Origin of the sequence: Bacillus altitudinis (assembly GCF_001191605.1) — a bacterium.
Lineage (GTDB): Bacteria > Bacillota > Bacilli > Bacillales > Bacillaceae > Bacillus > Bacillus altitudinis.
In genome coordinates this window covers 666,885-681,700 of sequence record NZ_CP009108.1, presented here as the reverse complement: position 1 = coordinate 681,700, position 14,816 = coordinate 666,885, and the positions used below count along the sequence as shown (strand labels likewise).

The following is a 14,816-nucleotide window of genomic DNA, read 5'->3' as shown; positions in this document are numbered from 1 at the left end:
TTTAAAATATATACAGCTGAGGCTGACGTTTATCCAAATGCGGTAGGACAAAAAGGGGTTGTTTACTTGAATTCAAAACAGCAGCCGACGACTAGAAAACGCTTGGAGACAATGGCAGATCATGTTGAAGATAAACGTGAAGAATATAAAGAATTGCTGATTCAAGTCCAATCTATTCTCGGTGAACCTTCTCTAGAGCAGGAAGAATTAAAAGAGAAGCTGTCAGATACGTATAAACAAATGAAAGAATATGCCTTATTTGTTGAATCCATTGAAGCCTTTATTCGAAAAATGGCGAAAGAATCCGATCAGCAAAAGTAGGTAAAAAAGTATGGTGAAAGAGTGTACCTGGGAGCGGGTATGCTTTTTTTATTTTAGTCAGATCATTCAGAAATTTAAATGAAAGCGTTGACATTCCTTTTGTCATGATACAAAATAAATAAAAATTCATCTGAGCATATACAGGAGGAACGATATGAACCATGCAACCAAGAAATGTCTGATCACCTTTATCATTGTGCTATTTTCTATGAGTTTTCTTCATCCTTCCGTTTCATCTGCACGAACGCAACACACATCATTTTTTACACCTACTGCCTCCGTACCATCTGGTCAATATTATCGCTCACAAGAGGTGGCTCTCCAATCTCAGGTGCCAAAAGCTTCTCTTTATTACACAACAGATGGCAGCCAGCCGACAACTCAAAGTCAGCGATATACAAAGCCTATTCAAATTGATACCGATACGACTTTAAAAGTAAGCGTTTACAAAAATAGGCATCGCCTTGCTACGTCTACGTACAATTATCGTTTTGTCACACGAGAAGACATTGCCTCATCTTTTTTATCTTTTGAATATCAAGGAATGCCTTATCGATTATACATTCCGAAAAATCATAAGAGGGGTAAAGCTTATCCTCTCGTCTTGTTCTTACATGGAGGAGGGGAGCGGGGGACTGATAATCAAAAGCAGCTACTTGCAAATGATGGTGCAGTTTTATGGGCTTCTCCTGAAGTTCAAAAGAAACATCCTGCATACGTACTAGCACCTCAGGCTCGAAATGCTGTGGATGGGGGTTTTGCTTTAACAAGAAACGCGCAAAATGAAATCGACCTGACAAATGTGTTTCAATTTTCACCAGATTTACACAAAGCGCATGAAGTGCTTCAGCATGTTTTAACTTCTTATAAGATTGATCAGAAAAGGATTTATGCGACTGGTTTATCTCAAGGCGGATTTGGCTCGTATCAGTTGAACATCACATATCCTCGTTTGTTTGCAGCGATGATTCCTATTGCGGGGGGTGCAGATCCAAGCAAGGCAGGAATTTTAGCGAACAAGCCAATATGGGCATTTCATGCAGAGGATGATTCCATTATTCCTATCAGTTATGCGAGAAATACAATTCAAGCGATTCAAAAAGCTGGTGGAAGACCGATTTATACCGAGTATGCAAGCAAGTATGGGTATGATCATGCATCATGGACACCTGCTTATGAGACGCCAGGCTTAACAGATTGGTTATTTGCACAGAGACTCAGCTTACGATAAACAAAAAAAACCGATTCATCCAAGCGGCGGATCGGTTTTTTTTGTTTTATTTGTCCAAACGATGTGCGGAATGTTTCGTTGGTCCGATGTATTCGTTTAGTTGGAAAGAGCCTTTAATGGCAGCTGTGATGAATTCTTTTGCTGCATAAATGGCTTCTTTCACGTCTGAGCCGTTTGCTAGTTCAGCTGTGACTGCGGCTGAGAATGTGCAGCCTGCGCCGTGTGTGTATTCTGTGTCGATCTTATCTGTTTCAAGGCGTTCGAAGGTTTGTCCATCATAAAGCAAATCAATCGCTTTATCAGGGCTTAGCTTACCGCCACCAGTGATGACCACATACTTTGCACCAAGTTTATGGATGCGTTTTGCGGCTTCTTCCATTTGTTCCATCGTTTTGATCTCGCCAATGCCGCTTAATTGACCTGCTTCGAAAAGGTTAGGTGTGATAACTGTTGCCAGTGGTGTGAGCTTTTCGCGCAATGCTTCAGCGTGCTCTGGATAAAGGACTTCGTTCGCACCTTTACATACCATAACAGGATCAATGACGACATTTTTCAGCTCATATGTTTTGATCGTTTCAGCTGCGAGTTCAATGACGTCAACTGTTGGCAGCATACCTGTTTTTAACGCATCTACACCGATGCCTTCCACGATCGTTGAGAGCTGTGCGCGGATGGTTGATGTATCGATTGGAAACACTTGATGATCCCAGTTGTTATGAGGATCCATTGCAACGACAACGGTTAAAGCTGTCATCCCGTAGACGTTTTTTTCTTGAAACGTTTTTAAATCTGCTTGGATACCTGCACCGCCGCTTGAATCCGAACCTGCGATGGTGAGTGCTTTATTCATAGACATAGTTGCTGAACCTCCAATGTGATGTGTAACAGTTACTGTTCTACCCCTTATTATAATCAGCTTTTCCATTTATCACAATGAAACGGCATAAAAAAGCGTTCCACTCTTCATGGAACGCCTCATTCTTTATCTTTTACAAATCACCAATTTCCCTTTTTTCAGCTCCTCTAAAAGCGTTAAGGCTAATTCTTGATCGGCACCGGTCGACATGATTTTGGCCATCAGTTCATCATCCCTGGTGCGAATGACATTGGCGATCTGATCTAAAATCCCTTGATCGACAGCTGTCATGCTCTTTGCTTCCGTGTACTCAGTAACGGTATCAGAGCGTTCGGGGTCATACGCAAACACAAACACATCGTCCTTTGCTGATTGTATCTGTTCGATCGTCTGTTTGGCTTCTTTACTATTCTCAACTGTGAAAAATTCCATCATCATCACTCCTTTTCATCAAAAATTCCCATTTTCTCGATCAATCAAACCGCCTTTTATATCATGAGAAGAAAGCCGATTTATGTTTTAATGAAAAAGACGAATCTATTAAAGGAGTTAGGCCGATATGAAGATTTCTTTATTAATTGTGACACATAACCGGCTGAGCGCATTGTGTGAACTGCTTGAATCCATCTCGAGACAAAGCGTACAGCCTTTTGAAATTGTGGTCGTAAATGATGCAGGAGAGCGAGTGGACGTGATTCAGGAACTCTATCCAGAGCTGCCAATCCGCTTGATTCATTTAGATGAGAATGTCCAGCATGTGAACGCAAGAAATGTTGGGGTGCGGGAGCTGACAGGTGACGTCATTATGCTGAGTGATGACGATGATTATTTTACACCTTGTCATATTGAACGTATGAGCAAGGCGTTGGAAGACGCTGATTTTGTCTTTTCGGATGCGGAAATTGTTTCGTTTGAAGAACGAGGTGCGACTCGTTTTCCAGTATCAAGACGTTTGTTTGCTTATACAGCGGACATTGAGGACATGCGTGTTTTTTCTACATACGTTCCTTCTGGCAGTATGTACAAACGCCGCATACATGATGAGATCGGCTATTTTGATCCAGCGATGCATCACTACTGGGACTGGGACTTTTTCCTGCGTGTTACGCAGCATGCACGAGCCAAACGAGTGCCAGCTGCCAGCGTGATCTATGCGTTCTTTGATGGTGGGGGCAATCAGTCGAGTGATCTTGGTGAAACAAGGAAGAACTATTTAGATGATCTGAGTGAAAAGCATGGGCTCGGTGATTTGCCGACAGCGAACTTTGCTGTCCTATTAGAAGAACCAGCGATGAAAAAACGAGAATCAGAGAGTGAGATTGTATGGGATGGAAAACCGATGATCTCAAGATTGGCACAGCAGACAGAAGGAGGACAACCGCAATGAAGCCATTTTTAAATGATAGCTGGTGGGCTGTGATGAAAAGTGAATTTGAACAGCCATATTATCAGGAATTACGTGAGTGGGTAAAGGAAGAATATCATACGCAGATCGTGTTTCCAAAGCCAGATGACATTTATCGTGCCCTCCATTTGACGTCGTATGAAGATGTGAAGGTCGTGATTTTGGGACAAGACCCTTATCATGGCCCAGGACAGGCACACGGATTAAGCTTTTCTGTTCAGCCTGGTGTCAAACATCCGCCATCTTTGAGAAATATTTTTCAGGAGCTAAAGGATGACCTCGGCTGTCCGGTCCCTAACCATGGCTCGCTTGTCAGCTGGGCAGAGCAGGGTGTCTTGCTGTTAAACACCGTGCTCACTGTAAGAAAAGGAGAAGCGAACTCGCATAAAGGCAAAGGCTGGGAACGTGTGACAGACCGCGTCATCGACGTCCTGAATGACCGAGATCAGCCAGTCGTTTTTGTGCTTTGGGGCAGACATGCGCAAAATAAAAAAGAACGCATTGATCAAAGCAAGCATTACATCATTGAGTCACCTCATCCAAGTCCTTTTTCCGCAAGAAACGGCTTTTTTGGCAGTCGTCCGTTCTCAAAAGTAAACGCCTATTTAAAGCAAATGGGGATCGATGAAATCAACTGGTGTATCAAGGACATCGAATCAAAATAGGACGAGGGAAAATCCCTTCGTCCTGTTTATTTTAAAAATTTACGGACAATGTCGAGTCCGTTTTTCGCATTTGGATAGCGGAAAGAAAAATCAAAGCGATTGGTCTGGCGCAGGACGCTTTTTTCATGCGTAAAGGTGAAAAAGCTTTCTTTTCCATGATATCGTCCGATACCACTTTCACCAACGCCGCCAAATGGTAAGTATGGAGTGGCGACATGCATCAGCGTATCATTGATGCAGCCTCCGCCAAATGAGAGGTTGTCTAGAATATAGGCTTCTGTTTCTTTATTTGTTGTAAATAAGTAAAGAGCGAGCGGCTTCGGTCTTGCCTTAATCATGTCAGCTGCCTCTTGAAGAGAGTCAAATGAGATGACAGGCAAAATAGGTCCGAAAATTTCCTCCTGCATCACAGGGTCTTCCCATGTAATGTGATCTAGAATGGTCGGTGCGATTTTGAGCTCTTGTTCATTGCGCTGTCCACCTGTCACAATCGTGCCATTAGAGAGAAATTGTGAAAGTCGATCAAAATGACGCTGGCTGACATTTTTTCCGAAATGCGGATTTGTTTCAGGCTGGTCCCCGTAAAAGTCTCGGATACAGGTCGTCATTTCACGCAATAGGTCCTCTTTGATCGATTCATGAACAAGTAAATAGTCTGGTGCAATACATGTTTGACCAGCATTCGTGAATTTACCAAAGGTGATTCGTTTCGCAGCGAGCTTGATGTCTGCATCAGGCATGACAATGCATGGACTTTTTCCGCCGAGCTCAAGTGTGACAGGTGTGAGATGTTTTGCGGCCGCTTCCATGACGACTTTGCCGACGGCTACACTCCCAGTAAAGAAAATATAATCAAAAGGTAGTTTCAGAAGCTCTGTGCTGACATCCACACCGCCTTCAACGACCGCTGCAAGATCTTCTTGAAACACGCTTTCCACAATCGTGCCAATCACGTTTGAGACGTGCGGCGTTAATTCTGACGGTTTTAAAGTAACGGCATTTCCCGCAGAAATGGCTCCAACTAATGGCGAGAGGGCCAATTGGAAAGGATAGTTCCAAGGGGCAATAATCAGAACACTTCCGTACGGTTCCTTAATGATCATACTTTTTGATCCGATATGGGTCAGAGGTGTTTTCGCGCGAGATGGTTTGGCCCATTTGTGAAGATGTTTGACGGTATGATTGATCTCTTCATATACCATGCCAATTTCTGTTGTATAGGCTTCCTGTTCGGATTTATGTAAATCATGGGCTAAGGCTTGTAATATGTCCTTTTCATGATGTTTAATGGCTTTTTTCAAATCGTTAAGAAGACGGATTCGATCTTGAACCGCTGGTGTTTGCACGTTTTTTTGTTTGTGAATGAGTTCAGTGAGTTTGTTCATCTTTCAGTCCTTTCAAAGACGATATTGTTTCTTTTTTATTATGTGTGAATCTTGGGTAAGGGTCAAATCAGATGAACAGAAGCACACAGCTTTGAAAAAATGAGCCCATTCGGTTTGTTCATTTGGTAAAATAATGTTGGAAAACGAATTTTTTAGATTGGAGGGTCTACCCTTGAATATTCATATATCAAGTCTGCTTCAAAAAATGGAGGAAGCCATTCAAAAAGCAAAACAAAGTGGAAATGATGAAGAGGTGAAACGTCAAGCGGCGGTCATTTCTTCACTATGTGATGTCATTCTCGACACATCATCACAGGTGCAAATGCCGCAGTCTTCGGTTATTTCACCACCTCCATCTATACAGACACCATCTGCACCGGCTGTGTCTACGGATCAAGCCATGCTAGAGAAATTGATGGGCACTAGCGGTGCAAAGAAATTTCAGCATAAAGAAGAGGGTCAACAAGAGAAAGATGGCAACGGTGACTCTATTTTTGATTTTTAATGGTCTTGTCACGACAAAGGGAAGGTGATCGGGTTGAAACTATTTTTGGGCGCCATTCAGTGGATGGCATTTTTTATCGCAGCTTCTATTGCTGTGCCGATTGCGATTGCACAAGCATTTGAATTAAATCAAGTGCAGTCGGCGGAACTGATTCAGAGTACATTCTTTTCACTTGGACTTGTGGCGATGGTGCAGTGTTTATGCGGTCATATGCTGCCGATCAATGAAAGTCCAGCAGGGCTGTGGTGGGGGGTATATACCCTTTATGCAGGCATGACAGGGACGATTTTTGCTACATATCCTGAAACCTTGCAAGCATTGCAAGGGGCGTTAATTTTTAGTGCAGCGTTCTTTTTTATTTTTAGTCTCTTTAAAATCATTAATTGGCTTGCGTCTTTATTTACGCCGGTTGTCACAGGTATTTATTTGCTGCTGCTTGTTGTGCAGTTAAGTCAGCCAATCATGAAAGGGCTGATGGGGATCGGCTATCGGGGAAATCAGGTAGATGGGCTTGTCTTTTGTCTATCGATCTTGATTATTGTCATCACCTTCATGATCAGCCGCTCAAAATGGCATTATTTAAGACAGTTTTCTGTGTTATTCGCACTTGCAGGCGGCTGGTTGTTATTTGCTTTACTCGGACTAGCGAAGCCTGTTCGCATTCCTGAGCAGATCATTGAGTTTCCAAAACTGTTTCCGTTTGGCATGCCGGTCTTTGACAGTGGACTGCTTGTCACGTCCTTCTTTATTACGATCTTACTCATTGTGAATATGCTGGCAAGTATTCGAATTGTGGAAAGTTCCGTCAAGGCATTTGGTGAACTGCGTGAGCGGAAACGAGCCAGACCGGCTGGTTTTGTCGCTGCATTTGGTCATTTGCTGAGCGGACTGATTGGTGCGATTGCGCCTGTTCCTATTTCAGGGGCAGCGGGCTTTATACAAACAACAAAAATTCCATCGAGAAAGCCATTTTTTCTTGGCAGTCTGCTCATTGTCCTCATTAGTTTATTTCCATTATTGATGAGCTTTTTCTCTGCATTGCCGTCACCTGTGGGGCTTGCTGTGAACTTTGTAGTGTTCTCTTCTATGATTGGGATTGCCATGTCAGAATTCGATCAGTATGAAAAAGAAGACATCCCGCGCATTCGATTTGTGCTTGGCATCGCTGTTTTAGCAGGCGTGGGCGCAATGTTTGTGCCACAAGGGGCATTGAAAGGCATGCATCCTGTGCTGATTTCTTTATTGAGCAATGGTCTTGTTCTTGGCACACTGATTGCGATTGTGGTCGATCAAGTGCTGCTGCGAAAGAAGAAATCCGACAATCTCGTGTCAGCATCATAGGAAAGTTGAATGTTGGATAAGACCCGCGCTATGATAAACATAATTGATGAGATAAGGAGAATGACGAATGAAACTATTTTTCATATTAGGTGCCATTAACGCCATGCTTGCGGTTGGTCTTGGAGCCTTCGGTGCACATGGACTGGAAGGGAAAATTCCTGAAAAGTATATTGAGATATGGAATAAAGGGGTTCAATATCAGATGTTCCATGCAATTGGCCTGTTTATTGTCGCCTTTCTGGCAGATAAGCTGTCAGGTGTTTCCCTAGTGCCGACCGCTGGCTGGGTGATGCTGGCAGGCATTCTTTTCTTCTCAGGAAGCCTTTATGTGCTTGCCTTGACTCAGGTGAAGATTCTAGGTGCCATTACACCAATTGGCGGAGTGGCATTTATCGCTTCTTGGATCATGCTAGTGATTGCAGCAGCAAAAAATTTATAAGCTAGGAAAACCGATGCTCTCATAGGGGCATCGGTTTTTTTCTTAACTCCAATAAGGAGAATAGTTCGGAGGTGCTTGATAATAAGGTACATAGTGAGAAGGGGGGACAGGGTGCGTTTGTGCCTCTTCCTCCCGATGGCAGAAAGGTCCGATAAACACACCAGGTTTCACAGGCTGCGTCGCCTGTTTCCACTGCGTTTCGTTCATGCAATAAGTATGTGCCATGATGTGAGAAGGCGTGAGGGTTAGAAGGTCTGAACCTAAGATGACTTCTGGTGTCGATGCGTTAAAAATGGCTAACAAATGGGTTTTGTCCTGTAAGGCGACTTCGTAATGCCACCAGCCTTGTGGCACATTGGCTACCTGCCCGGGGGTAATGGTGTAGGTGGACAGCTTTTTTGTAAATGGGTTCAGCATGGATACAGCAGCAGAGCCGGCGATACAATAAACAAGCTCGGCAGCATTTTGATGATAATGAGGCTCTACTACTTTGCTTTTACTCAAATATATATCCAGCAGAGATACTTGATCGAGCGAATTTAATTGTTTTTTTCCTAAAACATTAATCAGGTTGTGTTGGTCATATTTCACAAGGGGACTTTGGTTCAAATCAAATGAATATTTGACATTCGGCGATGTATAATCCAGCTCAACAGTCATTGATGTCACCTCTAGGCGTTTAATAAAAACTACTAGGCATCTTATGAGCCTTCCCCCGAAGGTGTGTCAAAAACCTAGACAAAAGAAAAAGCAAGGGCGTCTGCACCTTGCTGCTGATATGACCTTGAGGTTATCTCGGAGAATACGTAGACATCGAGTATGGATAGTCATATTGAATTTCCCCATCAAACGTAATGTAATCAAGGTAGATTGTTAACAATAAGTATCGTGTCCCCGTTTTGTTATCACTAATGATAATGTGATCACGTCCTGCGGCCTCAATGACTCCTCTAAAAATCTTAGAGTTCCATTCTTTACTTGCCTCAAACGTCATATAGATCGTGGCTACTTTGCCGCGGTTTAATCGTAAAATATTTTCAATATAGGACTGCTCAAGCGGCAGCTGACCGGTGACGTTCTGCTGATAAATCGGTCCCGAAGGAATTTGATAGGGCTGCCCGCCACTTTGCCCACCTTGGCCTCCTTGTGAAGTACCAGTAGACGGCATTGGCGAATACCCCTGCTGCATTTGACCTTGCATTTGACCCTGCGTTTGGGGAGGGACTGAATAACCCATCTGCTGCGCAGGATACGGATTTGCTCCATATTGTTGCTGGCGAAAATCTTGACCTTCGAAACCCGAACCTTGCCCAAATTGATTTTTCAATTTCATAACGTTCCTCCTCTTTCCTCATGGTGTTCTAAACAGAAGGCAGAAAAGCGCCTGTTGTTTCCATAGCATTCTTTTTCTCTTTCACACTATGAGACAGGAAGAGAGAATATGTACATTGAACGAAAAAAAGGAACTGCTTTGTGCAGTTCCTCAGTATTCAGACAAACCCCTTATTCGTACTGCCTAGATTGCAAAGGTTTCCAACAATTTAAGGAATGCCTCTTTACATCAACCAATTCATAGCCCGCTGGACGTCATAGAGAAGGGTCATCGTGAGAAAAAATAAGGCGATCGGTGCGATGGCAATGATAAAGGCCTGCCATATTCTCAGCTTCATCACAGCAACAAGGCCTAAAACAGCCATCCCAAATATCCATGCCTTGGTATACGCATCAACCAGTGGTAAAACGCTGAGATAATACCATACTTCATAGTGCTGGTCTAAATAGGGTGAGATTTTCACAAATGTATACGGACCAAGCAACCCCACAGTAATAATCCAAGTAAGAGCAAATAAGGTGGAAGGAAAAATGACCGTCAGTGTGCAAGCTTTGAGCACATCTCGATACGGCGCTTTACTGCCAAAAAACAGTCGTCCTAACCACTGTAAAATGAATGAACCGAAAAATAGAAGAAAATTGCCTACTAAAATACCAAAACCTGCTCCGTGTAACAGAATAAAAGGATATGGAATATGATTGCCCATATACTCACTAAAATACCCTTCGTACATCCAGCTAGTACCAGCGATACTTGCAAGGAGTATCATCAGCCACATGGGAATAGAGGTATGTTCATATGAGCGAATAATCGTTTTTGTCGCGACAAAAATTTTAAAGAATCGAAAAAAACCTTTTGCTTCCTCTTCTTGGGAGAGATCACTCTTCATATACTCCAATGTTCTTTACTCCTTTATTACACATAAATGATTACTTATATTACCAAAATTTTTACGTTTTTCAAAGATAGATCATGAAAAAAATCCAATTTTATAAAAAATAGGTCACTCTACAGTCTCTTTAAGAGGAGACACATATGATAACCATAGTTTAAAAGAGACCGAGGTGAAAACATTGACGAAAGTAACGGTCATTATGACGAGCTACAACAAAGCGGCCTACGTTGGCAGATCAATTGAAGCGGTGCTGCAGCAGACCTTGTCAGACCTTGAACTTTTTATCATGGATGATGGATCAAACGAACAAACCCTTGCTGCTATTGAGCCTTTCCGTAAAGATCCACGCGTCCATTTTATCCAAAGTGGGGTGAAAACGCTGGAGGAAAGAACGGCGAAAACACGCTATGCCGTCCTCATTAATCAAGCATTAGAACAGGCAAAGGGCGAGTATATTTCCTATGCCACAGATGACAATGTCTATGCACCAGACCGTTTAGAGAAGCTCACGAAATATTTAGATGCTCGTCCGAATGAAGAAATTGTCTATTCTAGTTCAAAAGTTATCTATTTAAATAGCGAAAAAGAGCCAGTAAAGGAAACGATTCGACCTGCGCAAACGGTGCAGTGGAATGCACCTTGTGCTATTGATCACTGCTCGGTTGTACATCGTGCATCCATTTTAACAAAGATTCGAGCTGAGTTTGGATCCTACTGGGACGAGAGTCCGCATTTTTATCGAATAGGGGATGCCCGGTTCTTTTTTAGATTAAATCACTTTTATCCGTTCTACCCTTTTGATGAGGTATTGGATACAAATTACATCACAGAACAGTCTATTCATTATCAGTTGGCAGAGGAAGAGAAAAACGATTTTATTCAAGCACTTCCTCCGCAGTCTACCTGCAGGGAGCTCCGCCATATATTAAAACAGAGACATGGGAGGTGACCTTAAGTGTCGCATTATATTCATCATTATTGGCAAGTGTACTTTGAGTATGTGAATCTGATGAAAGACTTATCTTATCGCCACATACCCCTTGGGTTAATCAGTAATTTTTATCAATACATCAGCCCTGAAGTAAGAGAACGTATGGAAGATAAGGCGTTTGGTGAAGAGCTGACAACAACTTGTCCAAAGCCGCAAGACATTCAGCCCTTTTTTGATCAGCATAAACAGCAGATCAAGCGTACCCCTTATCGTCCGAGTCATGGAAAGGTGCTGCTTCACTTTGAACACTTGCGTTTTACTGAACAAAATTACACGCGGTTCCATCCGAACCAAACAGTGGTGCTCGCGCGCTGGAAGAAGGCTGATTATTTCGGATTACCAGTGATCAGCAAGCCGGAATTAGCCGGAGAGGTTAATAAAGAAGCCCATGTTGAATATATTGAAAAAGCAAATGCTCTATTGAAACCTTACGCCCACCATCCTGTCTTTGGCAATGTCTTTTTTAGAGAAAAGCTTCGGAAGGACCTTGTGCACTTTATTGATGTGATTGACCAAATAGAAACGCTATTTGAGATGCAGCCAATCACAGCTGTTGTTGTTGGTACGACGGAGGATGCTTATAGCCGTGTGCTCGCCTTACAAACTGTGAAGCGCCATCTAACAAGTATTTGTCTTCAGCACGGTGCGCTCATGGGAGACGAAGCCTTTTTGCCGATTTTCACCACCTGCCACGGGGTGTTTGGAAAATATGAAAAGGACTGGTATGTAGATAAAGGCTGTCAGCCTGAGCAGGTGGAGATCACAGGACACCCGAGATTTGATTTGGTGCAGGAGCGAACACCGCTTCAAGAGGAAATGGTCTTTCGTAAATTAAACTTCAACCCTGCCAAAAAGACTGTGCTCGTGGCAACACAGCCGTTTTCAGAAGCCTTTTACGGTGATGTTCTTAAAACGATTGCAAAACGGAAAGACATTCAGCTGATTATGAAGCCGCATCCGTGGGAAATTGCTCGAAATCGTTTAAATGACTATACAGCGATTGAGCGCGCGGGGAACCATGTGAGATTAATTAAAAAAGAGATCGACTTGTATGACCTCCTGCCGTATATGGATATGGTCATTACGCTCACATCAACAGTTGGTTTGGAAGCAATGCTCTTTAAAAAGAGTGTACTGATTGGAAAAATGACAGAAGGCAGAAGATACCCTTATTACGAGTCGCTTGGCAGCTGCCACATGGAAAACCCTATTGAGCTGGCCGAGAAAGCGATCCGTATTTTATCGGATGAACAAGAAATGAAGCTGGCGAAACAGCAAGGGGCTCGTTTCATTCAAGAACATTATCCGCATGCACAATCGACCGATGTTCTGCTTTCTCTGCTCAAAACAAAAACAGGCGTGGATTTTCAGAGATGAAGATAGGGGTGTGCAAGCGATATGGGACAAAAGAGAGCACAATTTCTTCCTTATGCACTGCCTTTTATTGAACAGGAAGAAATTGATGAAGTCATTGGAACATTAAAGTCCGGCTGGTTGTCCACCGGACCAAAAGTGAGACAGTTTGAAGAAGAGTTTAAGCAGCTGACTGGAGCAAAGCACGCAATAGCAGTGAATTCATGTACAGCTGCTCTATTTTTAGCGTTAAAGGCGAGAGGCATTGGAGCTGGTGATGAGGTCATCACAACGCCTCTGACGTTCTGCGCAACAGCCAATACGATCATCCATACGGGGGCAGCCCCTATTTTCGTCGATATTGATCCGGCGACACTCAATCTAGATGCGAAAAAATTAGAAGCGGCCATTACACCACATACAAAAGCGGTTGTCCCTGTACATTTTGCTGGTCAATCGTGTGATATGGACCAAATTTTAGCGATAGCCAAAAAGTATGATTTGTTCGTGCTGGAGGATGCCGCTCATGCCCTTTATACGACCTATCACGATCAACCGATTGGATCAATTGGTGATGCGACCGCTTTTAGCTTCTATGCAACGAAAAACATAGCGACTGGTGAAGGCGGCATGCTGACGACAAATGATGATGCACTTGCGGCTAGAATCAGAAGGCTGGCGCTTCACGGGATGAGTAAGGGAGCGTGGAATCGTTATGGAGAAAAGGGAACATGGTATTACGAGGTCGAGGAACCGGGCTATAAAATGAACATGTTTGACGTGCAAGCATCGTTAGGGCTCGTTCAGCTAAGCCGGTTGAAGGAGATGCAGACACGCAGAGAACAGATTGCGAAGACATACAATCAGGCATTTCAACATGAAGCTGGTCTCATCTTGCCGCCTGTACATGATGAGGGAAGACATGCGTGGCATTTATATGTGCTGCAAGTTGATCCAAAAGAAGCACTGATCACACGCGATGACATGATTGATCAGCTGCAAAAGGAATATAAAATCGGCACGAGTGTTCATTTTATTCCCGTTCACTTGCATCCATATTATCAAGAGACCTACAACCATTCACCAGAGGATTTCCCTGAGGCACTCACTTATTACAAACGAACGCTTTCGCTCCCGCTCTATCCAAGTATGACAGATGAAGATGTGCAGGATGTCATCACCGCAGTTGTGTCAATTTTAAAAGACAAGAAGGCCTCTTCATGAAAGTCGTTCATGCAATAGACGATCAGGTGCTGGCAGCTTGGCTGAAAACATATGATCATGAAGCGGAACGCATGGCAGGATTCAAGCAGTTTGCTCTTGTCAGCGGCGCTAAGCTCAAAGCAGTGCTGCTATACGAATGGTCCAAATGGGAGAGCGGTATTTTTGACAAGCATATTTTTCATGTGAAGTTTGTGGAAGCTGAATCAGCGCAGCTCTTTAAAGAATTGATGGAGAGATTCATCAATTGGATGAGAACAGAAAAATGTGATTTTTTCTTTTTACGTCTTGAGGCGGCTGATCTTAAAAAAAACCGCATTGTTCAAAAACTATCTCATGTGTATTATGTCGGTGGTCTCACTAGGCTTGAGGCACCGCCTGCCCTCATGGAGATGCCATCATCAGATCAAGATGTGGTGATGGGTGTGCCAGATGAAAAGGATTACGATGAGGCGGTCTTACTAGGTGATCGGGCTTTTGTGAAAAGCCGTTATGCCCTTGACCCATATTTAGACCAGCGTGTTGTTCAGCATTTTTATCAGGAGTGGATGAGAAACAACCTACTCGGACGCGCAGATATCAACCTCGTTGCCAAGGTAAATGATGAAGTGGTTGGCTTGATTCAAGGTATGACAAAGGGGCATGAGATGGGGCTTGAGCTTTTTGCGATTAGACCGGATGTTCAAGGAAAAGGGATCGGAAAAAAGCTGTTTATTGAGATGATGAAAGTGTCTCATCACAGAGGGCATCACTTCATTTCTGCGGGGACACAGCTTCATAATACGACAGCCATCCAGCTGTACGAAAAGATGGGGTTTAGGACAACAAATGCCTTTTTGTATTACCATGTGTGGCCGAAAAAAGGAGAGAGGTAA

The 14,816-nt window shown here is 43.3% G+C and carries 17 protein-coding genes; 11 read left to right on the top strand and 6 right to left on the bottom strand.

The window, feature by feature from the left end; translation table 11 throughout:
• Nucleotides 1-66 precede the first annotated feature (66 nt).
• Together ID12_RS03455 and ID12_RS03450 are read left to right on the top strand one after the other, a co-directional pair.
• Entirely contained in the window at nucleotides 67-321 is a 255-nt protein-coding gene (locus ID12_RS03455; protein WP_008359596.1) for a hypothetical protein, read from the top strand.
• Between the two features lie 154 nt (nucleotides 322-475).
• Entirely contained in the window at nucleotides 476-1,552 is a 1,077-nt protein-coding gene (locus tag ID12_RS03450; protein WP_035389870.1) for a chitobiase/beta-hexosaminidase C-terminal domain-containing protein, read from the top strand.
• A gap of 46 nt (nucleotides 1,553-1,598) precedes the next feature.
• On the opposite strand, the gene ID12_RS03445 is transcribed toward ID12_RS03450, so the two are convergent.
• Nucleotides 1,599-2,408 carry a bifunctional hydroxymethylpyrimidine kinase/phosphomethylpyrimidine kinase gene (locus ID12_RS03445; protein WP_017368275.1) on the bottom strand — a complete coding sequence of 270 codons (810 nt, stop codon included), beginning with the start codon at nucleotides 2,406-2,408 and terminating at the stop codon, nucleotides 1,599-1,601.
• A 126-nt stretch (nucleotides 2,409-2,534) separates the two neighbouring features.
• On the bottom strand, nucleotides 2,535-2,840 hold the full coding sequence (locus tag ID12_RS03440) for a general stress protein (protein WP_017368274.1): 306 nt from the start codon (nucleotides 2,838-2,840) through the stop codon (nucleotides 2,535-2,537).
• Between the two features lie 127 nt (nucleotides 2,841-2,967).
• Between ID12_RS03440 and ID12_RS03435 the strand changes: the two genes are divergently transcribed.
• Both ID12_RS03435 and ID12_RS03430 read left to right on the top strand, forming a co-directional pair.
• Nucleotides 2,968-3,795, top strand: a complete 828-nt coding sequence (locus ID12_RS03435) for a glycosyltransferase family 2 protein (RefSeq protein WP_007497795.1) — start codon at nucleotides 2,968-2,970, stop codon at nucleotides 3,793-3,795.
• Nucleotides 3,792-4,478 carry a uracil-DNA glycosylase gene (locus ID12_RS03430; RefSeq protein WP_008343640.1) on the top strand — a complete coding sequence of 229 codons (687 nt, stop codon included), beginning with the start codon at nucleotides 3,792-3,794 and terminating at the stop codon, nucleotides 4,476-4,478. The genes ID12_RS03435 and ID12_RS03430 overlap by 4 nt, the downstream gene beginning before the upstream one ends.
• Before the next feature lie 26 nt (nucleotides 4,479-4,504).
• Here ID12_RS03430 and ID12_RS03425 read toward each other — a convergent pair whose 3' ends face one another.
• Nucleotides 4,505-5,863, bottom strand: coding sequence for an aldehyde dehydrogenase (locus ID12_RS03425; protein ID WP_050826723.1), 1,359 nt, complete (start codon nucleotides 5,861-5,863; stop codon nucleotides 4,505-4,507).
• A 172-nt stretch (nucleotides 5,864-6,035) separates the two neighbouring features.
• Between ID12_RS03425 and ID12_RS03420 the strand changes: the two genes are divergently transcribed.
• The 3 genes from ID12_RS03420 to ID12_RS03410 all read left to right on the top strand — a co-directional run bounded on the left by ID12_RS03420 (nucleotide 6,036) and on the right by ID12_RS03410 (nucleotide 8,148).
• Nucleotides 6,036-6,368: a YwdI family protein gene (locus tag ID12_RS03420; RefSeq protein ID WP_008343634.1), complete on the top strand. Its 333-nt coding sequence runs from the start codon at nucleotides 6,036-6,038 to the stop codon at nucleotides 6,366-6,368.
• Nucleotides 6,369-6,401: 33 nt separating this feature from the next.
• On the top strand, nucleotides 6,402-7,709 hold the full coding sequence (locus ID12_RS03415; protein ID WP_017368272.1) for a purine/pyrimidine permease: 1,308 nt from the start codon (nucleotides 6,402-6,404) through the stop codon (nucleotides 7,707-7,709).
• A 67-nt stretch (nucleotides 7,710-7,776) separates the two neighbouring features.
• On the top strand, nucleotides 7,777-8,148 hold the full coding sequence (locus tag ID12_RS03410; RefSeq protein ID WP_003215282.1) for a DUF423 domain-containing protein: 372 nt from the start codon (nucleotides 7,777-7,779) through the stop codon (nucleotides 8,146-8,148).
• Nucleotides 8,149-8,190: 42 nt separating this feature from the next.
• On the opposite strand, the gene ID12_RS03405 is transcribed toward ID12_RS03410, so the two are convergent.
• From ID12_RS03405 to ID12_RS03395, 3 genes are all read right to left on the bottom strand, one after another.
• Nucleotides 8,191-8,808, bottom strand: a complete 618-nt coding sequence (locus tag ID12_RS03405; protein WP_007497783.1) for a cupin domain-containing protein — start codon at nucleotides 8,806-8,808, stop codon at nucleotides 8,191-8,193.
• A 130-nt stretch (nucleotides 8,809-8,938) separates the two neighbouring features.
• On the bottom strand, nucleotides 8,939-9,481 hold the full coding sequence (gerQ, locus tag ID12_RS03400; protein WP_007497781.1) for a spore coat protein GerQ: 543 nt from the start codon (nucleotides 9,479-9,481) through the stop codon (nucleotides 8,939-8,941).
• A gap of 223 nt (nucleotides 9,482-9,704) precedes the next feature.
• A complete protein-coding gene (locus ID12_RS03395; protein WP_008343625.1) occupies nucleotides 9,705-10,379 on the bottom strand; it encodes a YIP1 family protein in 675 nt (224 codons plus the stop codon).
• 175 nt (nucleotides 10,380-10,554) lie between these two features.
• Between ID12_RS03395 and ID12_RS03390 the strand changes: the two genes are divergently transcribed.
• The 4 genes from ID12_RS03390 to ID12_RS03375 are packed head-to-tail and all read left to right on the top strand — an operon-like array spanning nucleotide 10,555 to nucleotide 14,816.
• Complete coding sequence (locus ID12_RS03390) at nucleotides 10,555-11,325, top strand: glycosyltransferase family 2 protein (RefSeq protein WP_050827643.1); 771 nt, start codon at nucleotides 10,555-10,557, stop codon at nucleotides 11,323-11,325.
• A 6-nt stretch (nucleotides 11,326-11,331) separates the two neighbouring features.
• A complete protein-coding gene (locus ID12_RS03385) occupies nucleotides 11,332-12,744 on the top strand; it encodes a capsular polysaccharide export protein, LipB/KpsS family (protein ID WP_050826722.1) in 1,413 nt (470 codons plus the stop codon).
• A 21-nt stretch (nucleotides 12,745-12,765) separates the two neighbouring features.
• Nucleotides 12,766-13,944, top strand: a complete 1,179-nt coding sequence (locus ID12_RS03380) for a DegT/DnrJ/EryC1/StrS family aminotransferase (RefSeq protein ID WP_050826721.1) — start codon at nucleotides 12,766-12,768, stop codon at nucleotides 13,942-13,944.
• Nucleotides 13,941-14,816, top strand: a complete 876-nt coding sequence (locus ID12_RS03375; protein ID WP_050826720.1) for a GNAT family N-acetyltransferase — start codon at nucleotides 13,941-13,943, stop codon at nucleotides 14,814-14,816. The genes ID12_RS03380 and ID12_RS03375 overlap by 4 nt, the downstream gene beginning before the upstream one ends.